The 26,462-nt window shown below is 37.4% G+C and carries 21 protein-coding genes and 2 pseudogenes; 12 read left to right on the forward strand and 11 right to left on the reverse strand.

Annotation, left to right across the window (positions count from 1 at the left end):
- The first annotated feature begins 1 nt into the window (after position 1).
- The 11 genes and pseudogenes from dnaB to LEP1GSC049_RS222550 all read left to right on the forward strand — a co-directional run bounded on the left by dnaB (position 2) and on the right by LEP1GSC049_RS222550 (position 12,568).
- Entirely contained in the window at positions 2-1,330 is a 1,329-nt protein-coding gene (gene dnaB / locus LEP1GSC049_RS222590; RefSeq protein WP_004755413.1) for a replicative DNA helicase, read from the forward strand.
- Positions 1,331-1,362: 32 nt separating this feature from the next.
- Positions 1,363-3,168: an aspartate--tRNA ligase gene (aspS, locus tag LEP1GSC049_RS222585; protein ID WP_004781801.1), complete on the forward strand. Its 1,806-nt coding sequence runs from the start codon at positions 1,363-1,365 to the stop codon at positions 3,166-3,168.
- A gap of 109 nt (positions 3,169-3,277) precedes the next feature.
- Positions 3,278-4,158 (forward strand): annotated as a pseudogene (locus LEP1GSC049_RS15175) (PhoH family protein).
- 5 nt (positions 4,159-4,163) lie between these two features.
- The gene (locus LEP1GSC049_RS222580) at positions 4,164-6,578 is read left to right on the forward strand and encodes an HD family phosphohydrolase (protein WP_004755409.1); all 2,415 of its coding nucleotides are present in this window, start codon (positions 4,164-4,166) and stop codon (positions 6,576-6,578) included.
- A 62-nt stretch (positions 6,579-6,640) separates the two neighbouring features.
- Entirely contained in the window at positions 6,641-7,072 is a 432-nt protein-coding gene (gene ybeY, locus LEP1GSC049_RS222575) for an rRNA maturation RNase YbeY (protein ID WP_078131313.1), read from the forward strand.
- Positions 7,045-7,827 carry a DNA repair protein RecO gene (recO, locus tag LEP1GSC049_RS222570; RefSeq protein ID WP_004755255.1) on the forward strand — a complete coding sequence of 261 codons (783 nt, stop codon included), beginning with the start codon at positions 7,045-7,047 and terminating at the stop codon, positions 7,825-7,827. The genes ybeY and recO overlap by 28 nt, the downstream gene beginning before the upstream one ends.
- Positions 7,811-8,086, forward strand: a complete 276-nt coding sequence (locus tag LEP1GSC049_RS222565; protein ID WP_004758329.1) for a hypothetical protein — start codon at positions 7,811-7,813, stop codon at positions 8,084-8,086. Before recO ends, LEP1GSC049_RS222565 begins: the two co-directional genes overlap by 17 nt.
- Positions 8,087-8,122: 36 nt before the next feature.
- Positions 8,123-8,470: pseudogene (locus LEP1GSC049_RS2000000228990) on the forward strand (hypothetical protein); the annotation flags it as partial.
- A 5-nt stretch (positions 8,471-8,475) separates the two neighbouring features.
- Positions 8,476-10,236, forward strand: coding sequence for an arginine--tRNA ligase (gene argS, locus LEP1GSC049_RS222560; RefSeq protein WP_016560399.1), 1,761 nt, complete (start codon positions 8,476-8,478; stop codon positions 10,234-10,236).
- Positions 10,236-11,492 carry a nicotinamide-nucleotide amidohydrolase family protein gene (locus tag LEP1GSC049_RS222555; protein WP_004758344.1) on the forward strand — a complete coding sequence of 419 codons (1,257 nt, stop codon included), beginning with the start codon at positions 10,236-10,238 and terminating at the stop codon, positions 11,490-11,492. The genes argS and LEP1GSC049_RS222555 overlap by 1 nt, the downstream gene beginning before the upstream one ends.
- Positions 11,489-12,568 (forward strand): hypothetical protein, encoded by a 1,080-nt coding sequence (locus LEP1GSC049_RS222550; RefSeq protein ID WP_004768711.1) that lies wholly within the window; start codon positions 11,489-11,491, stop codon positions 12,566-12,568. Before LEP1GSC049_RS222555 ends, LEP1GSC049_RS222550 begins: the two co-directional genes overlap by 4 nt.
- 866 nt (positions 12,569-13,434) lie before the next feature.
- On the opposite strand, the gene LEP1GSC049_RS222545 is transcribed toward LEP1GSC049_RS222550, so the two are convergent.
- The 6 genes from LEP1GSC049_RS222545 to tpiA form a co-directional block, all read right to left on the reverse strand.
- A complete protein-coding gene (locus tag LEP1GSC049_RS222545) occupies positions 13,435-14,856 on the reverse strand; it encodes an SBBP repeat beta-propeller lipoprotein, LipL53 family (RefSeq protein ID WP_004763724.1) in 1,422 nt (473 codons plus the stop codon).
- 373 nt (positions 14,857-15,229) lie between these two features.
- Positions 15,230-16,222 carry a response regulator transcription factor gene (locus LEP1GSC049_RS222540; RefSeq protein ID WP_004761464.1) on the reverse strand — a complete coding sequence of 331 codons (993 nt, stop codon included), beginning with the start codon at positions 16,220-16,222 and terminating at the stop codon, positions 15,230-15,232.
- Positions 16,222-17,355: an LIC_12097 family sensor histidine kinase gene (locus LEP1GSC049_RS222535; protein ID WP_004763698.1), complete on the reverse strand. Its 1,134-nt coding sequence runs from the start codon at positions 17,353-17,355 to the stop codon at positions 16,222-16,224. The genes LEP1GSC049_RS222540 and LEP1GSC049_RS222535 overlap by 1 nt, the downstream gene beginning before the upstream one ends.
- 6 nt (positions 17,356-17,361) lie before the next feature.
- A complete protein-coding gene (gene lenA / locus LEP1GSC049_RS222530; RefSeq protein ID WP_004753788.1) occupies positions 17,362-18,018 on the reverse strand; it encodes an endostatin-like outer membrane lipoprotein LenA in 657 nt (218 codons plus the stop codon).
- 67 nt (positions 18,019-18,085) lie between these two features.
- Positions 18,086-18,421 (reverse strand): preprotein translocase subunit SecG, encoded by a 336-nt coding sequence (gene secG, locus LEP1GSC049_RS222525; protein ID WP_004767938.1) that lies wholly within the window; start codon positions 18,419-18,421, stop codon positions 18,086-18,088.
- A gap of 88 nt (positions 18,422-18,509) precedes the next feature.
- Complete coding sequence (gene tpiA, locus LEP1GSC049_RS222520) at positions 18,510-19,262, reverse strand: triose-phosphate isomerase (RefSeq protein ID WP_004755451.1); 753 nt, start codon at positions 19,260-19,262, stop codon at positions 18,510-18,512.
- A gap of 598 nt (positions 19,263-19,860) precedes the next feature.
- On the opposite strand from tpiA, the gene LEP1GSC049_RS222515 reads away from it, so the two are divergent.
- Complete coding sequence (locus LEP1GSC049_RS222515) at positions 19,861-20,673, forward strand: hypothetical protein (protein WP_016560356.1); 813 nt, start codon at positions 19,861-19,863, stop codon at positions 20,671-20,673.
- 858 nt (positions 20,674-21,531) lie between these two features.
- Here the strand turns inward: LEP1GSC049_RS222515 and LEP1GSC049_RS222510 are convergent.
- The 5 genes from LEP1GSC049_RS222510 to LEP1GSC049_RS222490 form a co-directional block, all read right to left on the reverse strand.
- Complete coding sequence (locus LEP1GSC049_RS222510) at positions 21,532-21,714, reverse strand: hypothetical protein (RefSeq protein ID WP_004754655.1); 183 nt, start codon at positions 21,712-21,714, stop codon at positions 21,532-21,534.
- A gap of 197 nt (positions 21,715-21,911) precedes the next feature.
- A complete protein-coding gene (locus LEP1GSC049_RS222505) occupies positions 21,912-23,102 on the reverse strand; it encodes a phosphoglycerate kinase (RefSeq protein ID WP_016560487.1) in 1,191 nt (396 codons plus the stop codon).
- 3 nt (positions 23,103-23,105) lie between these two features.
- Positions 23,106-24,113, reverse strand: coding sequence for a type I glyceraldehyde-3-phosphate dehydrogenase (gap, locus tag LEP1GSC049_RS222500; RefSeq protein ID WP_004755115.1), 1,008 nt, complete (start codon positions 24,111-24,113; stop codon positions 23,106-23,108).
- Positions 24,114-24,533: 420 nt separating this feature from the next.
- Positions 24,534-24,965, reverse strand: a complete 432-nt coding sequence (locus LEP1GSC049_RS222495) for a response regulator (protein ID WP_004755064.1) — start codon at positions 24,963-24,965, stop codon at positions 24,534-24,536.
- A 4-nt stretch (positions 24,966-24,969) separates the two neighbouring features.
- Positions 24,970-26,388 carry a PAS domain-containing sensor histidine kinase gene (locus LEP1GSC049_RS222490; RefSeq protein ID WP_016748658.1) on the reverse strand — a complete coding sequence of 473 codons (1,419 nt, stop codon included), beginning with the start codon at positions 26,386-26,388 and terminating at the stop codon, positions 24,970-24,972.
- Between the last annotated feature and the right edge of the window lie 74 nt (positions 26,389-26,462).

Raw genomic sequence — 26,462 nt, forward strand, 5'->3', positions numbered from 1 at the left:
CATGCAGTCCGACTCCTTATATGAACCGGAATCCGAAAGAGCCTTTTTAGGATTCCTGCTTCTTAAAGGAGCAGATAATCTAATCGATGTTCCGGTTGCTCCAGAAGACTTTTATGTGGATCTACACAGAAGAGTTTATCGAGCAATTGGAGATCTTGTAGACAAACGGATTACCATCGACCCCGTTTCCGTTTTAAACTTTCTCAAAGAGAATTCTCTTCTCAAAGACGAAGAAAAAGAATTCAATTATATCTATTCTCTTTACAGAGACACTGTAGTTACTCAACCACTTACTTATTACGCGGTTAGGATCAAACGTTTTTCCGAAAGAAGAATGTATGCCAAGATTCTTCAAGAATCTCTGGAACTGATCCGTAAAGAGCCTGGAGACAACGAATCCGTTTTTAACACGGTTGAAAAAAACCTCACCGAAATTTCCAGAAACATAGACGCGAAGGGTCTTCTTCCTGTCTCCTCCGATAAGGCTGCTCTTTCCGATTACATCATGGAGATCATGAAAAATCGGGGACAGATCACCGGTCTTCGCACCAATTTCACTAAGTTAGACGAAGCCACTTCCGGTCTTAAAGAACATGAACTGATGATTTTAGCGGCCCGCCCCGGAAACGGTAAAACCACGTTTGCACTCAACATAGCGTCTAACGTGGCTTTGGTGTATAATCAACCTGTGGTTATATTTTCTTTAGAGATGAGTCGGATCGAACTTCTCCTCAAAATGGTTTGTGCCGATTCCCAAGTAGAATCGATGAAGTTGAAAAAATCAGAACTTACCAGAGCTGACGCTCCTAAACTTTTAGAATCTATCGTTCGTGTTACTGCTGCTCCGATCTACATAGACGATTCTGGTGGTTTGACGATAGACGATTTTAAAGGTAGAGTTCGTAAACTTTTGACCACCGAAAAGATCGGCCTGATCATCGTGGATTATCTACAACTTATGAGTGATCCTAAAAATAAAGACGGCGGTCGTCAGCAAGAAGTAGCTTCCATTTCTCGTTCTCTCAAACAAATGGCAAAAGAGGCCAGATGTCCTATCATCGCTCTTTCTCAGATGTCTCGCGCCGTAGAACAAAGATCCAAGGATCAAAAACCTCAACTTTCCGACTTACGGGAGTCAGGTGCAATCGAACAAGACGCGGACATAGTTTCTTTTATCTATCGAGAAGAAAAAGTAAAAGGGGAGGATGAAATCAGTCCGGAAATGAGAGGTAAGGCAGAGATCATCATCGCTAAAAATCGTTCCGGTCCTATCGGTTCTTTTCATCTTGCTTTTAGGCCCGAGCTTAGCAGATTTGATAATATAGATTAATTTTATAAGTTTTTGATAGGAAACGGAAATCATTGAAACATTGGATTCAGGAAAATTATAAAAATCGTTCTTGGGCTGGAGAATTAAACGAATCTCAAGAAGGTAAAAAGATCGTTCTCTACGGTTGGTCTTTTCGTTTTAGAGATCAAGGTGGTGTGATCTTTATAGATCTTAGAGATAGAACAGGTATTGTTCAAGTTGTGGCTCGTAAAGAACTTCTGGGAGATTCTTTTAGTCTTGCGGAAAAGGTTCGTTCCGAATACGTTTTGGCAGTCAGAGGTACTCTTAAAAAAAGGGATTCAGAATCCATCAATCCTAGAATGCAAACTGGAACGATCGAAATTGTTCTGGATCAATTAGAGATTTTGAATGTTGCTAAAACTCCTCCGTTTTCTTTAGATGAGTTTGACGATGTTTCTGAAGAACTAAAATTAAAGTATCGTTATTTGGATTTTAGAAGAGAAGAACTTAAAAACCGGATGATCAAAAGGCACGAGTTTATATTCGCAATTCGTAATTATCTTAACAAACGTAAGTTTGTAGAAATAGAAACTCCTATCTTAAACAAGTCTACTCCGGAAGGGGCTAGGGATTTTTTAGTTCCTTCTAGACTCAACCCAAATCAATTTTACGCCCTTCCTCAGTCTCCTCAGATTTTTAAACAAATTTTAATGGTAGGGGGAATGGAACGTTACTTCCAGATCGTAAAGTGTTTTAGAGACGAGGATTTACGCGCGGATAGACAACCTGAGTTTACTCAGTTAGATATGGAATTTTCGTTTGTAAGCCAGGAGGAAATTCTTTCCGAAATCGAGGGACTCGTTGCTACGATTTATAAAGAAGTTTTTAATATTCAATTGAATGTTCCATTTCCAAGAATGACTTATAAAACCGCTGTGGAAGAGTACGGTTCCGACAAGCCGGATCTTCGTTTTGGTATGAAACTCGTGGACGTTTCTGAAATTGTAAAAGATTGCGACTTCAATGTTTTTTCGGGCGCCGTAAAAAACGGTGGGACCGTTAAGGTTGTTTGTGTTCCAGGCGGATCTATCATTTCTAGAAAAGAAATCGAAGATTATACCGCGTGGTTAAATAGGGATTACAAAGCCAAAGGTCTTGCGTATATGAAACACGGAACCGAAGGTTTGGAATCCACCATTACAAAACGTTTTAAAAAAGAAGAATTAGAAGCTATCTCCAAAATATGTGGCTCTAAAGAAGGAGATATGCTTTTTTTTGGGGCGGACGAAAGAGAGATCGTCAATCATTCGTTAGGTGCTCTTCGTTTGAAACTTTCAGAACGTTTTGAAACTCCCAAAGAAAATGAAATCAACATTACTTGGATCGTGGACTTTCCTATGTTCGAATGGAATAAGGACCATAAACGTTGGGATGCACTTCATCATCCTTTTACTTCTCCTTCGGATGAGAGTATTCCATTTTTTGAATCTATGGAGACCTTGCAAAAAAACGCAGGAAATGCCACTGCAAAAGCGTATGATCTTGTGATGAACGGGGTTGAAATCGGAGGTGGTTCGATTAGGATTCATTCTAGAGAGATTCAAAATCAAGTGTTTCAGGTTCTGGGGATCAATGAAGAAGAAGCCAAGGAAAAATTTGGATTTTTACTCGAAGCTTTAGAATTCGGTGCTCCACCTCACGGAGGTTTGGCGTTTGGTATCGATCGTATGCTCATGCTTCTCACTCAAGGTAAATCGATCCGAGACGTGATCGCTTTTCCTAAAACTCAAAAGGGTCTTTGTCTGATGAGTGAATGTCCTTCTCCAGTTGAGGAAAGACAACTTCAGGAATTGAAGATCAAACTCGCAAAGGTATAAACTTATTTCCACGCGCAAAGAACAGTTTAACTTCGAGAATCAGGATCTGTATCGTAAGGTCTGTGGTATCAACGACGAAGGTGTCAAAATTCTCGAAAAACAACTCGAGATGGATATTATTCCGAGGGCAACGGGTTTCAGATCGAGGGTGAATCCGCAAAAGTGGAATTTGCATTAGATTTTTTTAAAAAACTAGAAGCCAATTATCTAGAACGTCCCGATCGGGATTTTATCGATTCATTCGATTTTGCTTATATTCTAAAAGATGCAGGTAAGGAACTTCGCAAAAAGAGAGCGAGGGAAACCGAACCCGAAAGAATTACTCCTTGGAAACCGAGCGATAAAATTCTTACTACATATCGAGGGAAACATATTTTTCCTAGGACTCGAAATCAGGAAATTTATTTCAGATCCTTTCAGGAAAATTTGATCACGTTTGCCTTAGGTCCTGCTGGAACTGGAAAAACGTTTCTTTCCGTTGCGACCGCTTGCCGTTTTTTACAAAGTGGTACTATCGATAAGATTATTCTGACTAGACCAGCGGTCGAGGCGGGTGAAAATTTAGGTTTTTTACCGGGAGATCTCAATCAAAAAGTGGATCCTTATTTACGTCCGGTTTATGACGCTTTGGGAGAATGTATCGGAGTAGAAAAAACCCAAGAGTATATTTCTTTAACTAAAATTGAAATTGCTCCGGTCGCATTTATGAGAGGTAGAACTCTTTCCAATGCATTTATCATTTTGGACGAGGCACAAAATTGTACTCTGGCTCAGCTTAAGATGATTATGACTCGTTTAGGAAGAAATTCTAGAATGTGCATTTCCGGTGATTCTACTCAGATTGATTTGGATCATGGACGTTCTGGGTTGGAAAAAGTAGTGACTTTATTTAAAAACACAGATCAAATTGGAATGGTCTTTTTTGGTAAAGAAGACATTACCAGACATCCTCTTGTGGAAGTGATCGTTCGTAAATTCGAGGAGTTGTGATCAGTATGTCCAGTCCGGGAGAACAGGTCGAGTCTGCTATGGCTTGGATTACGGATACCCTTACTAGGGTCCGTTCGATTTGGTTTGTACGAAGATTTCAAATCGTTTTAGTTCTTATTACTCTTTTGACCGTAACTTGGATGCTTGCCATTCCGTTTTTTGGTCAGGATAAGATGGATCTTTCTCCGGATGGATTGTATTCGGAAGGTAAAACTGCACCTGAAAAGATCATTTCCGGCAAAGAAATCGTCTATGAAGACGAGGACAAAACAAAAGCAAAAAAACTGACCGCTTATCAATCTGCTCCTTTCGTTTTTGATCGAGACTTTGGGGTTTTACAAGATCAGATCAATAATTTCATTCAAGAGGATATGGAGAACTTCCGCTCCTTCAAACCAAGCGCCGAAGGTAAGATTTATTCTGAACTTTTGGGAATTATTCCTAGATGGAAAAATCGTTCTAAAGAAGAGATTGAACTTTTATATAAAATTCCAGGTAAAGGAAAACTCAAGGATCTTATTCAACAATATTCTAATTTAGTATTTTCTTCTTTTTGTATATTGCGCGATTTGCCTCCGGATTACGCTGCTTTGAAAACCTCAGGTGCGAGAGTGCGCAATCAAGGAATCAAAGAGCAAATTTCTAATTTAGAAGGTGCTTATATTGTTCCTAGAGCATTTTTATATAGAGATCCGGATACGGTCCACATACTCAATCGTATGGCTGAGGAAAAACTTTCCCGTATGGACTCGGAAATCCTTCCGATCATTCAGAAAATTTCTTTAAGTTATATATATTCCAATCCTTCCTGTTCTTATAATTCGGAAGAAACTCTTTTTGCCAAACAATTTGCCGCAGATAAGGCGGAGCCGGTCAATTCTAGAATTTTGGCCGGAGAGGTGATTGTTAAATCAGGGGAAATTATTACTCCCGAAATATTCAAAAAATTGCAGATTGTGAACACTTATGCAACACGGGCAAACTTCGCTTCGATCGTTTCAATTTTACTCATTCAGACCGTCTTCGTAGTTATCATCTATATTTTTCTTAAAAAGTACAATCCAAAACGTTTGAACGACGTTTCGAGTAACGTGATCGTTTTTTCTCTGATCTGGGTTTTGGTGCTTAGTTGTACGGTTGCTTCTAAGATCTTTTTTAATTTTGAAACTAAATACGATTCCATTTTTTATTTTGCTCTATTCGTTCCTGTTGGAATGGTTTGTTTGATTATTAGTTTTATCTACGACGAACAACTTTCGATCGCCATCGGGTTTTATCTTTCCTTTTTCATTTTTATGGCCTCTCATTATAATCCTACTTCGTTTATGTTAGGGTTTGTTTCTTGTATCGTGTCCGCTAGTTACGGTAGAAATCTGAAAAAACGTATCGATTTTATCAAGGCGGGTTTATATATTTCGGGGGTTCAGATTATCATCGCGTCTAGCGGTTATCTTTTTGATTCCCGTAATTATTGGGTGGCGATTCCAAGTGGTTCTTGGATCAAGGATTTAATCGAATCGAATATATTCAAATTATATGTTCTTTGTCTGATCAACGGTTTTGCCTGTTCTACAGCCGCACAGTTTTTACTTCCGATCTATGAGTATTTATTCAATGTTCCTACTCGTTTTAAATTGATGGAATTGGCGGATACGGGACATCCGTTGTTGCAGGATTTACTTACGAAAGCTCCTTCTACATATACACATACGTTTATGGTCGCCGCTCTTTCGGAACGTGCCTGTCAGAATTTAGGTTTAGATTGGCTTTTGACTAGAGTAGGAGTGTATTTTCACGATATAGGTAAAATTCCAAACGCAGGTTTTTTTGTAGAGAATCAACACCTAATTCCCAAAAAAGAAAACATAGATAAAAATAATCCGGCGCTTGCTGCAAAAATTGTCATCGATCACGTGTTAGACGGAATTGAGATGGCAAAGAAGGCAAGGCTTCCGAGAGAGGTAATCGATTTTATTCCGGAACATCACGGAACTTCCACGATGGCGTTTTTTTATCACAAGGCTTTGTCTGAACTTTCGCCGACTCAAAAAAAGAAATTAAAAAAGCAGGATTTTCAATACCCAGGACCTAAGCCGCAGAGAAAAGAGACCGCTATCGTGATGATTGCGGATTCTCTTGAAGCGGCTTCCCGCTCTTTGGACGAAATCACTCCGGAATCTTTAGATAATCTGATCACTAAAATCATAGGAATCAAACTCGCTGAAAATCAGTTAGACGAATGTGGACTGACCCTCGGTGATCTCGAAGTGGTCAAGGCCTCGTTTAAGGAAGTGTTGTTGTCTAGTCTTCATTCCAGACCTAAATATCCTAGTATGGAATCTACCAAAGCATTAGAAAAAAAGAATGCAGTGGAGAACGGGCATAAACAGATCAAAAACGTTTCGGGGAAAGCAGGCTGATTTCTGATTTAGTCTCCATCTCCAATGACTATGGAGAAATTTCTTGGTGGAACGAGTCAGAAATACTTATCAATTGTAAAATTCTTTTTCGAAAGGAATTAAACGATTCTGAGTGCGAGCTGAGTCTTTTACTCGTTGGAGATTCCGATATGAGGGAAATCAACCGTTTACGTCGTGGAAAAGATAAAACTACGGATGTGCTTTCCTTTCCTTTGGAGTTTGATCTTTCTCCTTTGCAAAAGATACTTCCGAAAAATGCCGGTTCCGATCGGAAAAAGTCTCCGCCAATTGCGTTAGGAGAAATTGTGATTTCAATAGATACTCTTCAAAAACAGGCAAAAGAAATCGGCCATTCCGAAAAAGACGAGTTTTATCGATTGCTGGTTCACGGGTTTTTACATCTCTTAGGTTATGATCACGAGCGGGGAGAAGAAGAGGAAAACATTATGAAATTGAAGGAAGACGAATGTCTGGAAATTCTCCAGGGGCTCTGAAAAAAATCCGAGGAATTGTATTGGAATCTAAAACGATTCAGGAAGGAGATGCGGTGATTCGTTTACTTCCGGAAATTGGTTCTGTGGAAAATTTTCGCATTCGTGGAATTCGAAAAAGTAAAACTAGACCAATCGCTTCTGTGGAGCCGGGTTCACTTTCCGACGTAGATTATTATCATTCTAAAAATAAAGAGACGCATAACGTAAAAGAGATTTCTCTAATCAATCGATTTGACCGCGCTAAGTCCGGTTATTTAGGAACTGTATTCGTGTCTTATCTCGTGGAACTTGCGTCTTCGTTTACACCGGACGGAGCGGAACATCCGGGAGAGTTTCGTTTATTGTTTGGAGCTTTGGAAGAATTGGAAGAGAATGGCGTCTCCGTTTTAATTTTACCTTTTTTTAAATTACGTCTTCTTGTATCTGGAGGATTTATTTCCAAGGAACTGTTATGTCATTCTTGCGGAGCTGAGTTGAAGGAGATGACATTCGTTACATTACAAACTACTCCATTGGAATTGATCTGTGGAAATTGTCTTTACGGAGATAAAAACGATTTAGGTTGGGTGCAATGGATTCAAACTTTTTTGATGCTTAGATTTCGGGACTTAAAAGAAAGAGAAATATCCGTTGAAAACATTCTGGACTTAGACAGAATTTGCAATCAAATGCTCGAACCAATTTTAAGAAAGAAATTAAAATCTGCGTCGACCTTATACGAGGCGCTTGGAGAAAATCTTGGAAAGTTTTCTTAAGACGATACTTTTTATCTTTTATTTCTGCGTGCTTTTGTTCTTTACGATACTGGACATACGTTGGGATCAAAAAGTTCCGGTTCAAATTCCGGTTGTGGAAAAAAGAGAGGAACTTGGAAAAAGATCAATACTTGTTTCCACGATGGATCTGAAAAAAATGGTATTTAGAGAATTAGAAGTAAGTTGGGAAAATTTACGGAAGAAAAACGTTTTCTACGAAGGAAAATCAATTCAAGTCTTAAAAGACAAAACTCGATAAGACCGTTTTTATCGATAAAGTAATCAACGGATTTATATGAAAGAAATTAAAACAAAAAGATTTGATGGGGGAAGAGTCCCCCTCGCTTCAGACGCGTTATGCGTATCTCTCTGCAATCGACTTAAAATTTATTTATTAATCTCTAACTACTTGAAACGCGTCTTACGCTACCCCCTCGCCGGAAAATACTTCTGTGCACCCGGTTTAAGTGGTAGTTTTCACATTTTACAGTGGAATTTAAGTAAAGTGGTAGTTCCCACATTTTACGAAAGATCGCTCATCTCAGCTACGCAGAGAAACAACGTAAAAACTCAACCTCGCTTCTACGGTCGCTCGGTAACGCTCCCGCTGGCTTATGTTTGTCTCGCTCTCTATGGATCGCTCGACATATGAAAGAAAATGAAACACTTAAACAAATCGTATTCAAAACACTAGAAGAAGGTGTTAATATTTTAATCGGTTCATTTCCGGAAGTTGAAAAGGAAACTCTCAAAATCAAAATCGAATACTCTAGGGATGAAAAATTCGGAGATTATTCCACTTCATTTGCATTAGAAAATTCTAAATTAATAAAAAGGAATCCAATTCAAGTGTCTAAGGAATTGGTTGAGATACTACAAAAACGAACGGATCTGTTTGAGAAAGTGGATTTTACTCCGCCTGGTTTTGTAAATTTCAGGATTTCCACTTCGTTTCTTCTGAACTATATAGAAACTTCTGTTCTTTCCGGAAATTATTTTCCGAAAGTGGATCTTCCACTCAGGATCAATTTAGAGTTCGTTTCAGCAAATCCAACTGGTCCACTCAATATAGTATCTGCAAGAGCGGCCGCAAACGGGGATGCGATGGCTTCTCTTTTAAAAGCGATCGGTCACAAAGTAGATAAAGAATTTTATATCAATGATTATGGAAATCAGGTTTTTTTGTTAGGAGTTTCTACGTTAGTTCGAATTCGGGAATTAAAAGGGGAAGAGGGGACTCAGCAAGAAACTGCCGATGATACTCCGATCGAAATCATTCTAGAAAAAAATATATTACCCGCCGAAGGGTATCGGGGCGAATATATTAAAGATATTGCAAGTAATTTATTAAAAGATCCTGAAAAAAACGTAATAATTGAAAATTTATTAAAACAAAAAAAATACAAAGAACTCGCAGAACTATGCTCCGTTTGGACCGTAGAAAATAATCTCATTTGGCAAAAAAAGGATTTGGATGCGTTTGGAGTGGAGTTTGATCGTTATTTCAGCGAACGCACGTTACACGAAGCAAACAAAGTTCTTGCTGTAATGAAAGATTTGGAAAAGTCCGGAAAGATATTTCAAGAAGACGGAAAAAAAGTATTTCGTTCCACTGAATACGGCGACGACAAGGATAGAGTGGTCGTTCGGGATGATGGAAGGCCTACGTATCTACTCGCGGATATTGCTTATCATAAGGATAAGATCGAACGCGGATATAATAAAATTTATGATATATGGGGACCAGATCATCACGGATATATCGCCAGACTTTCCGGAGCGATACAATCTCTTGGATATAAAAAGGAAAATTTTAAAGTAATTATTTCTCAACAGGTTAATCTACTCGAGTCCGGACAAAAGTTAAAAATGAGTAAACGCGCCGGCTCTTTTCAAACGATGAGCGATCTTATCGGATTTTTAGGAAAACACGGCAAAGACGTAGGACGTTATTTTTTTGTGATGCGCTCTTTGGACGCTCCGCTTGATTTCGATCTGGATCTAGCTAAGGATGAATCGGATAAAAATCCTGTTTTTTATCTCCAATACGCTCACGCTAGAATCTGCTCCATCTTCAAAGAGGTAGGCAACGAAACTTCTAAAGAAGCAGCAGCTATATTAGAAATGTCTGAAGAGCGAAAGAGACTTTTATTTTGGATCGCAAAATTTCCGGAAGAAATATTCGATTCTGCGAATGCGATGGAGCCACATCGAATTACGAACTATCTACAAAATTTTGCAAAGGCATTTACAAGTTTTTATTTAGCAAAAGATAATAGACTTAAAGACGCACCAGAAGAGATACGTTTGGGATTGGCTAGGATATGTCTCGCTGCCAAGAACGTACTTGCGGAAGGACTAAAGTTGATTGGAGTTTCCGCACCGGAAAGGATGGAAAAAGAAAACTGATGTTTTCCCCTAAGATCATCGTACTATCCACCGGTTCTGAACTTACTTCTGGTAGAAGTCAGGATACAAATTCCTCTTGGATTGCGAACGAACTTTTTGGGATTGGATTTACGGTTTCCAAATTAGTCGTTTTACCCGATGATCCAGCAGCAATTTTAGAGGAGATAAGAACGTTAGTCTCTCTTTCGACAAAGGAGAATCCTGTTTTGTTGATTATGACCGGAGGATTGGGGCCGACGGAGGACGATTATACTTTAGAAGTGGTTTGTAAATTAAAGGGAGTTTCGCCCGTGGAAAGTGTCGTTGCAAGGCAAAGGATAGAGGCATTTTATAAACTACGCGGAAAAAATTTTCAAGAATCGATACAAACTGCGGTCCGCCAAATATCCGTACCGGAAGGTTCTACGATTTTAAACAACAATGTCGGAATTGCACCAGGTTTCATAGTATCACTTGGAGAAAACTCGCATTTAGGATGTATGCCCGGAGTACCTGGAGAAATGACCGAAATGTTTCGAGAGGAATTTTCTACTTGGATTTTAAAGAAATACTCCACACAGGAATTACACTCTGGTTTTCGGTTTATTTGGTGGATGAGCGAATCTCAGTTTCAGAAAGAATTTATATCTAAAGAAGAATCTGTGACGAGCGGAAAGGTTATATGGGGAGTCGCGGCCAAAAGGGGATATATCCGCGTGAGTTTTCAATCCGATAAACGGGTGTTAGTCGATTCTCTGCTCAAAAAGTTAGACGAGATATACGGACCTAAGTCTACACCAGATGTGTTTGAAGAACTTCCTAAATTGTTGATCGAAAAAAAAATCACCATAGGAACAGCAGAAAGTTGTACTGGAGGATTAATTTCCAAAACATTCACGGATAAATCCGGATCTTCAGCCTATTTTTATGGAGGTGTGATTTCCTATGATAACAGAGTGAAAGAAGGACTTTTAGGAGTTAAAAAAAATACTCTAAAAGAATTTGGGGCCGTAAGCGCGGAAACCGCAAAAGAAATGGCAGAAGGTGCGTTAGTCGCTCTTGGTGTTGATTATTCAATCAGTGTTACCGGAATCGCCGGACCAGGCGGAGGAACTCCACAAAAAAAAGTGGGACTTGTATATTTTGGGATCGGACAAAAAAACGGAGAAACGGAAATTCACGAACACTACTTTCCTTTTCCCAGGAGTTCTTTCCGAGAATTTGCGGCTCATACTGGAATTTATCTTTTATACAATCGTTTAAAGAGGTTGCTATGAAACTGTTATCTATAACTGGATTCGGTTTATTTTTTTTAGTATTGTTTTTTTATTTTCTCGGAAATCCTTACCATACCGCCATAGGAATACAAAAAGTATGGGCGTTTTCTAAATCGGCTCATGCGGGAATGGCTCCTGATCCAAGGTTTTTATGGAATCCGGAAGAAAAGATCAACGGATATAAATACGAAAATTCTTACTATCCTCTATCTTCTTCAAACGGGATTGTGTTTGATGATATAATAAAAATTGAATATCCCCTAAATACAAAAGGATATATAGAATACAAAAAAATAGGATCCGAGGTGAATTTTTATTCTCCCTCTAGAGAGATACTTTGGACCAAAGAATATAGAAGTTATCCTAGAGTATCACCTTCCGGGAATCTTGTGTTGCTCATTGCAGGAGATCATAACCAGGTCCTACTTTCTGACATCAATGGAAACAGCACTGGAGCGGGAAAAATAGATGGACGATTTTTGACAGACTATACGTTTGCGTCTGTCTCTCCGGTCACTGGGGTTTTATTTTCGGGAGGGGAATTGTTCGTTTTAGATTCTAAAGGTACAATTCAGATCAAAAAAAATCTAGGTTCCGAAAAAAATCCGGTATTTGCCAAGAGTATATCCTTGTCGCCGGACGGGAGTAAAATTGCGATTCATCTTTTGAATACAAACCGAGATAGTGTGATCGTTTTGGGAGAAAAGGGTGAAGAGATTTTTTCCTTTGATTTAGATACGATTTATCCTCATAAACTTAATTTAGCAATTTCTAATACGGGAGAAACACTCGTTTCGACTCCAAGTGGTATAGAATTCTACGACGTTTCTGGAAAAAAAATTCTGAATTTAAAACGAAATTACAATAACGGCGTATACCAAGCGGTATACCACAATGGAAATTGGTTTGCTGCAGAATTAAATCAAGAAATTCTTTTTATTGATGAAGTTGGGAAAATTCTAAAAAAAGAAAAGATCCGTGGTTCTGATTTTCCCGTACGTTTTTTTCCTTCCGGTAAAAACACCTCGGTAGTGCTGGAAACAAAAAAAGAATTATTTCTCTACCGAAATCTTTGATTTAGAAGTTATCTTAAGATTCATTTTGTAATTAATAAATGTAAGAATTCCCACAGATTAAGTTTCTTGTTAAGTTGTAAATTTTTGAACAGACTTTTCATTGTTTAAAATCTATTAAGACAGCTTGCATTTTACTCATATCTATAAAATTAAGTATTAAATGTTTATTATAAAGTACCGTTTCAATTAGGTTCGATAAAATCTAATGCGAAAGCGATTGAGGCGTAGAGAAACATAAACAGAACGCTTTCTACCATAACCAACCCACAAGTATTTAGATTTCAATATAGATCTGTCGGAATTACGACAAATCAATTGCTTCCCATGGGGCGCAATTCAGGTGGGAAAATTTGAAAGACTTTTCTCTATCAGAAAAACATGCTTTTTGCAAGTAAAAAGACTCATTCTTGTCGGAACACTTGAAAAATGTGCGTTTTTTATCCTAAAACGCGACCCTTAGGAAAGCGTTTTGCTGAGTTCTTGAACGCGACCTGTCGAACGACCCATGGGGAGTGAGACGCTGAGTTTCCAGAGCGACCCTTAGGGAGCGATGCATTGAGTTTTAGGAGAGCGTTGTGCTTTAGTTATTCTGATTCTAAAATCTTCTTTCAACTTGTGTGGGTTGGTTATGGCTCTCTATGGATCGCGTTTGAAATCGTAATTCAAAACGAAATATTACATTTCTTTTATATAATTTATTGACTGGAGCTAAAAAGCACGGTCCGGCGACGCCGGATTCGTCCGAATTTTCTTACCTGAATTCACAGGATGGAAGTCTAAACTTATCGGATTCGACACTTTATTATGTGGTTATATGGAATATAATTATTTTATTAATTACTAATATAAAAGAATCTAATAAGTAATCATTTATATTTGGCGATGAATATATCTATATCACGCATGGCGGCTTCTCCATGTATATGGTTTCCTACATAATATAAATTTCCATTTAAGTCATGTGTTATTCCATTACCAATTTTAAATCTATTAGGAGTACCTATTTGTCGTGACCAGATTAATTCTCCGGAAGGATTGTGTTTCGTAAAAAATAGATCTTGAATACCGGTAGGGCGTTCGTATACGTTTAATATATTTCCGTTTGTAGTGCCTATTGAATAGATATTTCCCTTATCGTCCGTATCTAGAGAAAAAATTGTAGTATGATAATTATTTTGAGGATCTTGGCTTTGTGCCGGGCCTAATTGTTGGATCCATTGAAGATGGCCTAAAGAATTGTATTTCACCAGGGTTGCAAGATGAGACGTTCCGTTAGCCCCAGATCTGAAATCAGCGTTGCTATTTCCACCTACAAAAACGTTTCCTAAAGTATCAACTGTTATAGTATTACTTTCAATTGATCTTGAAGGGAAAGTAAGTTGAGCGAAAAATTGTTTGTTTCCATTATCGTTATCATATTTGAAAATAAAAAGATTTTCCGCGCCGAAGTCATTTATCTCTGTATTCGTTTCAAAATTTGCGTCTCCTGAACCGGTTACATAAATATCTCTAACTCTGTCGAAGGCGACACCTCGTGTGGAGATTTGAATAAATCTAGCAATGAAAAGCTGTTTGACCCAAGTTTGATTTCCTTGAGGATCAAACTTAGATATAAATCCGTTCGCTCCTAATTCCGGACCTCCAAAAGGTCCGCTTGAATTTCCGACTACAAAAATATTCCCAGATGTATCTATAGAAATACTTGTCGGAGTTGTTCTAGATTCTTTTTCTTGTGGGCCGGCTTGTGTAATCCAACCTCTGGTTCCATCCGAGTTGAATTTAATTAGGAACATGTCTTCTGAACTACGAAGTTGATTTGAAAAAAATCCATCATTGCCCGTACTACCGGTAACGTAAACATTTCCGTTACGATCGACAACCATGGCACTAACATTCAATTCTACGTTAGGAGCCCCAATTTGTTGGGTCCAGATTGTATTTTTATGAGAATCATACTTTCCTAGAATGAGATCCTTCGTTCCGATTGGTCTCGGAATGTAAACACCTCCATTGGTTTGGCCGACTACGTAGATAAAACCGTTTTGATCTACGGCGATACCTTTACTTTCGGTTTGGGCATGTTCAGTTCCGATTAACAAGGTCCAATCTAATTCTGAATCAGATTGAGAATCTGTATGAAGAGGATCGTTATTTTGTAAAAGAAAATCCGGGATTTTCAATAGAGAATGAATCCAATAATCAATATTTTTTGGGGCCGCTATGCCAAGTACCTTGGTAGGTAAACAATTCCAAAATAAAATAAAAAGAAAAATTAAAAAATGGACCAAGATAATTTCTCCTAATGTTTTACAGTGACAAAATAGGTGTAGGCGAATTTTTTGGGTAGAAATTTAATTAGGAATAGGGTAGTTTAGACTATTTTAATATGCTTAAGTAAAAAAATAGGTTTGTATTTCTTAAGAAATGAGATGTTCATATTTTAAAAAGATAAACAATTAACGTTTGCACTTTAGTCATCGTTTATAATTGAATTGGCGAAAGATATTTATTGATCTCTATAAAATAACGTGAGTTAAGTGTAAAAAACTAAGAAAATTTTTCTAAAAGTAGCGGTTCCTACATTTTTAGGTTTTAAAACAATTTCTTTATAAAAGCTTAATTTTAAATATTAAATTCACATTATATGAATTTAAAAATTATTCAAACTTCGTAGATAGAAAGAGATTTATAACTTTTGTTTCCTTGTTTATCGAGTAAGGCGATGATTTCTGTTCTAGTGTCTTTTTCGATGTTAAAAATCAATTGATCAGAAATTTCCCTACAAATGTATAAACCTCTACCGTGGGAATCGGCAAGACCTGGAGGGAATCCAGTATTTTCGTCGACGGTTATATGACGATCTAAACGTTTTAGAATTTCCTTTTTATCTAAAGAACCGAAATGATCTCGAATTACGATGATAAAAGTGTTTTCGGCAATCCCGTAACCGATTTCGAAAAAATCAGACTCTGCGAGTTGAATGTTTTCCAGAGGGATAACAAGATCACGGGAAGGGAGTTCGTATTGATATTTATAATTTCCTTTAGAATCTCTTGGCGCTCGGATCATAGCATTGGAAGTTAGTTCTTCTAAAATCTGATTGATTGCGTTAGGCGCTCCTTTCTCAATCAAAAACTTGGCGATTCGATTGCAGATAAAATTTCTCTGTTCGTCCGAATAGATTCTTTTAAATACGATTCCGTTGGGACGAGGAACAGAAAAATCTTTATCTTCGGGTTCCGATTCTTGAATTACAAAATCGGTTCCGAAATATTTTTCTACTCCGAATATGTCCTTAGTAAGAAGTTTGTGAACCATTACGGAAATCAATTTAATATCTAAAAAGGAATATTTTGGAATGATGTTCCAAATGCCGTGTTTATATGCAAAGTTGATGTAATCGTTGATATTGTAAGCGGTCATCAGAGTGTAAAGAACGTGGGGAAATTCGTGTTGGATGGTTTTGATCAGATCCAATCCGGTTTTACCCGGCATACGAATGTCCGTGATGACTAAATGAATTTTTTCGCTTTTTAAAATGTCGATCGCTCCGTCGTAATTTTCAGCGTCAAAAATATTGTATTTAACGGAGAGTAAATCTTTGATCGCTTCTCGAATCGAATGGATGTCTTCAACGATCAATATATTATACATTAGGAAATGTACTCTTGATATTGTGTGAAAGGTAAAGAAACTCTAAACCTTGTTTTCTTTTCAAAAGATTTAACGGATAGTTCTCCTTTGTGTTCTCGAACGATAGAGTGACAGATGGAAAGTCCAAGTCCGGTTCCGATTCCGGTTTTATTTTTGGTAAAAAAAGGAGAAAATATCTTATCGATTAGATTGTCGGGAATTCCACCAGCGTTGTCTTCTACGATGATATGTACCATGTTTCTGGTCTTACGAACTTCCACCCGAATTTTTCCTTCTCCGTAGTCGAATGCCTGCAAAGAGTTCTTAAATAAATTGATAAAAAGTCTTTCTAATTTTACTGGATTAAATTGAAACGTGGTTCTCGGTTCACATAAAATTTCCCAAGAAATATTTTTAGAAAGTACTGGATAAACCCAGATCACATTTTCTCTTGCTTTTTGAATGGTTTCATAAATATCTGCGCTTGTAGTTACTAATCGATCCGGTTTTGCAAAACTGATAATATCGGTGACGATCATAGCGGCTCTTGTTAGATCCTCTTTCATCATATCCAAACGTTTACGAAAAAAATCAGGATCGATTGAAGTGAGATTATTCAAAAGACTTTGAAGAGTTAAACTCATACCCGTAAGAGGGTTGTTCAGTTCGTGTGCGACACCGGAAATAAAAATTCCCAAAGAAGCCAAATTTCGAATCCTTAGATTTTCTTCTTCTTTTTCTTTGATTCTAGTAATATTACTTACCTTTTCAAGAACGGAACCTATGTTACCTTCTTTTTCGATAGGATAGAAGTCCAGATAGAGAGTTTCTTTTTGGCCTTTGACGGAATGAAAAATTTCTCTGTTCACGTCCGATCTAGGATATTCAAAATATCTGTTGAAATTTTCTTCACTCGATTGCATTCCTTTCATCGGACAGTAAGGACATACGTCGCTACGATTGTATAAAACTTCGAAACATTTTTTACCTATGATGGATAAAAACGAAGATTGACCGGAAAATTCCAATGTGGACCGATTGACTCTGCGTATACGAAATCCTGGATCGATCAATACCAACGGTTCCGTAATTCCATCTAAGATGGCTTGAAGTTCACCGGTTTTTTCTAAGAGGTTTTCCTGCAATGAGGACATGAAGATTCAATATTGTAGAGAATCTTTAAAAGTTTGCAGTAACTTTTTTTTATTTTTTGCTGATTCTTGGCTTTGCATTTCTTGAAGTCTTAAGAGCTGAATCAGAAAGTCTTCCAGAAGTTTGATATAAAATTCTTGTTTGAACTCTGATCTTTCTCGATTGTCCGCAAGAAGTTGAATCGGGTAACGAACTTCTTTACCGTTTCTATCTGAGTGTAAAAGAATGTCGTCCACGTCCTGGTCCAGAGGAGTTTCATCCGTTAGGCGAATCAGTGTTATATCGGAACCGTCCATACTTTCTGATTTCACTTCGGTAATAACTTTAGAAAGAGTAGTTCCGGTAAATTCTAAGAGAATCGATTTACTTTCCGCTTTTTCGATTCCGTTCTTACCTTCTTGAATAGAATGTTTAGAAACCTTAATTCCCTTTCGATTTGGATAGGTTCCAAGAAACGTAACAAAGGTTCCGCTGGGAATCGATTCCATTTTTTCTAATTTCAACAATTCTCTGGCGATACCTAACTCTTCGTAGATTTTTAAAATTTTTCGATTTAAAATAGAAGCAGTATCGGAAGAAGATTTGTTTTTATGAAAATTTTCTTCTTTGTTTTGGGAATAGATAGAGCCGTTCAGTAATAAAAAACCTATAAGAAATAAAACCAATATTTGATTCCAAATAGGACTTCTCAGGTTAAAAAAAAGCCCGTATAGAATTGGTTTGGATTTTAAATTAAGGATTGGCCTTTGGAGGAGTAGAATCAGGATTCTGAGTATTCGTTTCACTTTTGGTTTCCTCTGGTGGCGCGGTTAGTGCGGGAACAGTTTCCGGCATCAGTTTGTCTTCTTTTTTGGCGAAGAGGAAGGAAAGAAGAAGAGAAAGTACAATGAATAAAATCGCTGTTACTCGAGTTGCCTTAGTAAGAACATCCGCAGTGGAAGAGCCAAATACAGATTGACTGGAGCCTCCTCCTAGAAGCCCTCCTCCCTTACCGGTCTGAATCATAACGAGTAAAACCAAAAAGAGAGAAACAAAAACAAAAAGGGTTAGAATGACTCCGTTTAACATATCAATACCTGAAAAATAATGAATCCTTTGCCAGATTATGAATCCTTCGGAGAGTGACAATTAAAATACGTGCGGGCTTTACTTAAGTTTAGAAAAGTCCAGCGAAGGAACTGATTTTCTGACTGGCCCCTCCGACTAGACCCCCGTCTATATCTTTTTCTTTTAATAGATCTTGAATGTTGTCCGGTTTTACAGAACCGCCGTAGAGAATGGAAATGGATTCTGAAATGGAAGAGGCGCCTACAAAAAGGCCAGAGATTTCTTTACGAATGAAAGAATGTACTTCTTGGGCCTGAGAAGGGGTGGCAACTTTTCCGGTTCCGATGGCCCAAACAGGTTCATAAGCCAGGATTAAATTGGAAAAAAATACACTATCGATTTCTTTTAAACCTTCTTTAATTTGAGAAGACAACACTTCCAATGTTTTACCGGATTCTCTTTCGGAAAGAGTTTCTCCAATACAATAAAGGGCGGTGAATTCGTTTTTTAAAAGGAAACGAATTTTATCGTTACATAAGAAGTTAGATTCTCCTAAAAATTGACGACGTTCCGAATGGCCGACCATCACGACTTTGACCCCGATTTCTTTCAGTTGATCGGGAGAGGTTTCACCTGTAAAAGCAGCAAGTCCGGAGTGGTAACAGTTTTGAGCTCCAACGATTACTCCGCTACCTTCTAAAATTTTGGAAACGTTTTCAAGATGAAGAGTGGAAGGAAATACCATGGAAACTTTATCTTTAGAGATGGATGGAATTTTTTCTCGAATCGAATGTGCTAGAGAAACGGCTTCTTTGAAAGATAAATTCATTTTCCAGTTTCCTGCAATAATTGTCTTACGCATAATTTCCTCGTTTAAAAGATGAGTCAATCGGACTGGGAAAAGTTTTTAGGAAAGGGAAATCCCTACAAGAATTTTTGAAACTTTTCGACCGAATTTGAAACTTGAGAAAGTAAAAAAATAGGCTTTCTAAAAATATATAGGGCGCATGGTCGGGCAAATTTCCAATTCAAAGAAAATTATTGTTTCAAACAGCCGACCACCAGGCTCTCAGCTACGGTCCATTCTAATCAAATGTAAAATTTGGAATTAGTATTTCAACCGAATGGACCCCGCTTCGATCCTTTGCGCGAGGATTTTTTCTGAAATCAAAAAATTAGACATTGTAAAACGAATCTTTTACATTGAACTCGCGTTAAATGATATTTAAGTCAGAAAGTTCAAGAGATTGTAAAAGATAAAAAATATTAGAATTGTTGAAAAATTCCATAGCTTAGATCAACTGCTTCAATTGATCCTTTCCATGAAATAGAAACTGATGGAGATTCATTTTTTAACAACTCTATTTTTGATTTAGGATCTTTATAGAATCGAGATTGTGTGATTCATATTATAATTTTTGAAATTTAGATAGAAAGAATTTAAGTGTTTGGTGAATAGAATGATTTATTTTTGGAAATTGATTTTTCGAAAGATTTGTATCCGATCTATAGTATTACTTACGGTTATTACATTACCGGTAAAATCCAATAGTAGAGCGCCAAAAGCGGTAGATGCTCTGCCTGGAAGTATTTTATACGCATATTCAAAAAACGTAAAATTGTTAGGAGAGAAATTAGAGATTACTTGCGAAAATCGATGTTTGATTCGGGCCAATTATAAAATCAATTCGATTCAAAAAGGAGGTTATCTTTTTGCGTTTGTATTACCTGCGTCAGCGGACTTGGAAATTTTTCAGGGTCAAAAAGTAATTTCAGTCAAATCTAAGCCGGATCTTTCTAGAAAGGAGCTTTCTGATTTCAGGACAGTACAATACAACGGGAGTAAAAGTTACGGTTTACCTCATGTTGCAGAGTTTCTGCTAAATTTAGAGGAAGGAATTCAAGAAATTGAAATTAGATACCAGATGCGTCCGGGCCAAAACGAGACTGGTTTTGGATATTTTTCTTTTGGAGATTCTGATTTTTGGGGAGTAGTAGAATATGATCTTTGGCCCGCAAAGGAATGGGTTTCCGAAAATTTTCAACTTACGTTTGAAATGAGTATTCCGGAAGAACAGAAATTTTTTATTTGGGGAAAACGTCGTAAACTTGCTTGTTTTGGATTACAAAAAAACGGTTACGAAATGAAGAACTTAGGACCTCAGGAATCGTTTTATCATTCAGGAAAAAAAGTTTTACGTTATCAGTTTGGATCTAATTTTCCAGATATTCTAAGATGTACTTATAAGTTAAAAGAACCTTTATATAGATAGAAAAAAGTAAACCGGCGATGATTTTAGGAAATAACATTTATAGAATTGAATATTCTAAATTCTGAAAGTTTTTTTTTTCTGTAGTATTTGAATTGAGCCATTCTTGGAACTATATAATAAAGTGCACTATATTTTGCGTTTGTCGATTCGTAATTGAAATATCTATAGAATCTAAAAAGAATAGAGTTGTTGAAAAATTAATTCTTGATCTGTTTGTATTGGATTGAATGGACAATTGAAGCAATTTTACGAATCTTCACTATAGAGTTTTTCAACAACTCTAATGATGTTGAAATTTGAACTTTATAAGATCAATTCCTTAAATGTGGTAACTCTTACAAATCACGATTTTATAAACAAATTCTAAAATTGTAGGAACTACTACTTTTAAAAAATTCTTTCTTACGTTGAACTCAAGTTAAACTGGGATTTAAATTTTGATGATGCCCGCAGAACAGCGGTTTTGTACAAAAATTGGATGGACGATGACTCTTTTGTATCTCGTAGTAGTTCCCACAATTTTCAAAGTTTAACTGTAAAACCACGACTTGTGAGAGTTCCCACAAATTAAGTCGCATTGCAAATTTTTAAACAACTCTATTTATTTTTTATGGAAAAATTAGATTTTTATAAAACGAATCTCTTACGGCCCTGCTCACATTATAATAAATTGAAATTAAAGACAATATTATATTACGTTTTTTTTATGTAATTGATTGACTAGGGCTGAAGGCGCGGTCCGGCAATACCGGATTCACCTTTATTTTTTTACGTCGAATTGGTGTTAAATGAACTGTAATGATTCAAGTAGTTTTAAATATTTGTTTCCCAATTTCAAGAGGAAGAAGATCCGGAGTTTTAGGGTTGAGTTAAATAGAGATTCCAGTCTGCAGGAGGAGACAAATCTTCGAGATAAAAAATTCTTTCATCGGTTTTCAGGTAACCAGACGTTGCAAAACCAAAACTCGCTTTCGCCTTGTCTCCATCCACTCCAGTATGGGGAACTCTTGGAATATACGATCCAAGGAGGTTGTATTTCAAATCGAGATCGTTTTTCGATCATACAGAACTTTGTATGGTTTAAAGCAACGCAAGTTCGACGGTTTCCATTCAAGACTTCGTGCTTCGCCTTCGCTCCACACGAGTCTTAATCTCGCATTCGGAGCAACACTGTTGCTCCTCGGTGCTGAGATTGGGCGAATGCCCGGCTTGTAAGTTTGATTGTAAAAACACTTTGATTACTTGGAATCTTTTTTGAGAAGTGCTTCTACGCCTGGGAGTTTTCTACCTTCCATAAATTCAAGGGATGCTCCTCCACCGGTTGAGATATGAGTGATTTTATCTGCAACACCAGCTTTGTTGATCGCAGCGATGGAGTCTCCTCCGCCTACGACTGTTTTAGCCTTGGACTTGGCTACTGCTTTTGCGATTGCCATTGTTCCACCCGCAAATTTATTCATTTCAAAAACACCCATTGGTCCGTTCCAGAAAATCGTTCCGGCGTTTTTGATGATCTTTTCGTAGTTGGAAACCGTTTTAGAACCGATATCCATTCCCATCCAACCGTCTAAAATTCCCATCTTATCTACGGATTTGGTTTTTGCCTTTTCGCTGAACTGATCTCCGATAATATGATCTACGGGAAGTTGTAAATCGATACCGGCGACACCCGCTTTTTCGATTAACTGAAAAGCTTGAACTTCAAATTCTTTTTCGACGAGTGAATTTCCAACCGGGACCGCTCTGGATTTTAAAAACGTATAAGCCATTCCACCACCGATAAGAAGATGATTTACTTTGTCGAATAGATTGGTGAGTACCTTGATCTTAGTGGAGACTTTGGAACCTCCTATGATCGCTACAAAAGGGCGAGCCGGTTTATGCAGAAGTGCGGAAAGTTCTGAGATCTCTTTGTGCATTAGAAGACCTGCATATGCAGGAAGTAGACGTGCGATTCCTTCGGTGGAGGAATGCGCTCTGTGAGCCGCGCCAAAAGCGTCGTTCACATAGATGTCGGCTAACGCAGAGAGTTTTTTGGAAAAACCAGAATCATTTTCCTCTTCTTCTTTATGAAAACGAACGTTTTCAATCACTAAAATTTCGCCGTCTTTGAGTTCTTTAGAAAGTTTGACCGCGTCTTCTCCGATTACGGTTTTAGAAAAATAAACCTTAGATTTTACAAGATCTTGGAAAGTTTCAACTACTGGCGCTAAGGAGAATTCGGGATTTACTTGTCCTTTGGGTCTTCCTAAGTGACTCGCAATGATGATTCTCGCCCCTTTTTTAATCAGAAGTTCGATTGTGGGAAGAGTTTTTTCAATTCTAGTTTTGTCTGTGACTTTTCCGTTTTCTATTGGAACGTTAAAATCTACTCTCAGGAAAACTCGTTTTCCTGAGAGATCTGCGTTTTCGAGTCTAGGTAATTCCATGAATTAACCTTTCTTCGCCATGTAGCGGATCAGATCTAAAACTCGGTTGGAGTAACCCATTTCGTTATCATACCAAGAGACTAATTTAAAAAATCTAGAATTGAGTTCTATACAAGCATCCATATCAAAGATAGAAGAGAGTGTGGAACTTACGAAGTCGTTAGAAACTACCATATCTTCGGTATAACCCAGAATACCTTTCATGGCGCCTTCGGAGGCTGCTTTCATCTTAGCGGAAATTTCTTTTAGAGAAGTTTCTTTTGTAGTTCTAACGGTTAAGTCTACCACGGAAACGTCTGGGGTTGGAATTCTAAAAGACATTCCAGTCAATTTACCATTAACTTCTGGAATACAAAGTCCAACTGCTTTGGCAGCGCCGGTGGACGCAGGAATGATGTTTTGCATCGCTCCTCTTCCTCCTCGGAAATCCTTTTTAGAAGGTCCGTCTACGGTAGGTTGAGTGGCAGTTGTAGCGTGAATTGTAGTCATCAGACCTTCTTCGATTCCCCAGTTGTCTAAAACTACTTTTACGATCGGTGCGAGACAGTTGGTTGTGCAAGATGCGTTAGATACAATGTGATCGGCTGAAGGATTGTATTTTTCGTTGTTCACACCCATGACGAAGGTAGGAATGTCTTTATCCTTTGCAGGAGCGGAGATCACTACTTTTTTAGCGCCAGCTTTGATGTGCTTTTCGGCACCGGCTCTATCTGTGAAAAGTCCAGTGGATTCGATTACATAATCTACTTTGAGATCTTTCCAAGGAAGTTTTTCAGGATCTCTTTCGGAAACGCATAGTATTTTTTTTCCGTCCACAATGAGTTCTTTTTCAGTGTGTTCAACGGTTCCTTGAAATCTTCCGTGAGTGGAATCGTATTTGAGTAAGTAGGCCAGGTTATCAGGAGTCACTAAATCATTGATGGCGACAAATTCTAGATTGGGGTCTTTGATTCCTGCACGGAAAACGAGTCTTCCAATTCTTCCAAATCCGTTGATGGCTATTCTGGTCATTTTTTTCCCTTTGTTATTTTAGATTTACGGCTTGTCCTAAAATTCAAATTTTCTTTTATAAAAGGTCCAAAGTCGCAAGATTTATTGTCCTTTGAGGACAAAGTTCTTATTTTAAGGTCTCCCGTAGGAGAATTTTTCTAAGATTTGGATACAGTATTTTCCGGACAATTCTCTTGAAAATCTGTTTTTTCTGGAGAATTCTAGAATGGATTCTCGATTTTTTACGGGAAATTTGTTTGTATCCTAGATGTTTTTCCTTTGATTTAGAGTATGTTCTCGCCTAACAATGTAGTTTTTACGTTCATTCAAAACTTGTAAGTTTAAAATTTTGTGGTAGTTTCCATATTTAAAAACCTCAAATGGGAATTGCACTGTAAAAAGAATGTGGGAACTCACACAAATTAGAATTTCAAGGTAGAACTAAGAGTCTGCAGAAACTGATTCAGAAAAATATTTTTCTAAAATTTCATCTATCATCGCATTGGTAAGAGGTTTGGTTTTAAAATCCGAAGTGGAACCAAATTGACTGAATTTATTTTTATCATCCGGGTTGTCCGAAGTAGTCAACATGATGATGAGTGTGCTGGTTTGAAGTTTTTGATCCAACTTTTTATATTCTTCTAAAAATTCCCAACCATTCATACCAGGCATATTAATATCCAGAAAGATGAGATCTGGAAACGGTTCTATATTATTGGATTTATTTTTTAAAAAAAGAAGAGCTTCCTGGCCGGATTGTTTTGTGATTACTGTTTCCGCATAATTTCCTTTATAGATAACTCTTTCATGAAAAAAATTATCGTCTTGGTTGTCATCGATCAGAAGAATACATTTTAACTTTTTGTTTTTCATAAGTTTAATTTAAATTAGGAATGATAAAGTGAAAAGTACTTCCTACTTCCGAATCGGATTCAACCCAGATACGACCGTTGTGTAATTCTATGATTTTTTTACAATGTGCTAATCCGATCCCATGATCTTCGTATTCTTCTTTAAGATGCAGTCTTTGGAATATAAAGAAAATTCTATCTACGTATTTGGAATCGATTCCGATTCCATTGTCTTGGACCGAAAAATGGCAGTAGTCTTCCTCTTTTACGCAACGAATTCGAATTTCAGGATCGATTCCTTTTTTAGAAAACTTGATCGCGTTGGAAATTAGATTTTGAAGAAGTTGTCTGAATTCTACTTCGTATACGTTCATATTTGGAAGTGGATCTGAGGTAATTTTTGCATTCGAATTGAGAATTAGATTTTCTAAATCGGAAAGAACTTCCGAAAGAATACGGTTTAAATCCGTAAATATTAACTTTTGATCTCTACCAATTCTTGCATACATAAGAAGAGCTTTTACTAAAACGCTCATTCGTTTGGTTGCCTGATCGATCGTTTTTAGATAACGGGTTGCGTTGGAATCGAATGTGTTGCCATAATCTTCTTCCAAAACTTGAATATAGTTAGATACAGTTCTTAAGGGTTCTTGTAGATCGTGAGACGCTAAAAATGCAAATTGTTCCAGTTCCTTGTTTTTGACTTCCAATTCGTTTTTTCGAATTAGAGTGGATTCTTGATTTTTTCTTTCCGTAATGTCAATGATCGAAGCAAGAACCATAATACCTTCGTCTGTGTCTATCGGATTGAGACCGATTTCTACTTGAACTTCGGAGCCGTTTTTTTTTCGGGCGAATAAATCTCTTCCCGCGCCCATAGATCGAACGGTAGGTGTTTTGAAAAATTGATTTCTACGATCTGGATGTGCTTCTCGAAAACGTTCCGGTAGTAATATTTCTAATTTTGTACCGATCAATTCTTCTCTTTCGTAGCCGAATAGTTTTTCCGTTTGCGTATTTACGAGAGAAATTGTTCCTTCCGAATTGACTAAAACCATTGCGTTTGGCGCCGATTCTACAACGAGACGAAATCTTTGTTCCGCTTTTTTTCTTTCTGTAATATCTATTATAGAAGCTAAAACGAGAGTACCGTCTGCGGTTACCACTGGATTTAAACCGATTTCGATCGGAAACTCTGTGCCGTCTTTTTTAAGACCGAAAAGATCTCTGCCAGCACCCATAGGTCGAACTTTAGGAGAAAGAAAAAAAGAATCTCTGAAAGCTGGATGATTTTTGCGATAACGATGAGGAAGAAGTTCTTCTACAACCTGTCCGATCAATTCAGTTCGTTCGTATTTGAATAATTTTTCAGCTTGATTGTTGATATAAACGATCTTACCGTCCCGGTTTAACAATAGAATTGCGTTTGGAACAGATTCTACCATCAATTGAAATGTAAGTTCCGAATGTTTTATCGTCACGGGATTTCACTCTTAAAGTAGGGAAAGAAAAATTGAAT

It is taken from the genome of Leptospira kirschneri serovar Cynopteri str. 3522 CT, from assembly GCF_000243695.2.
Taxonomy (GTDB): domain Bacteria; phylum Spirochaetota; class Leptospiria; order Leptospirales; family Leptospiraceae; genus Leptospira; species Leptospira kirschneri.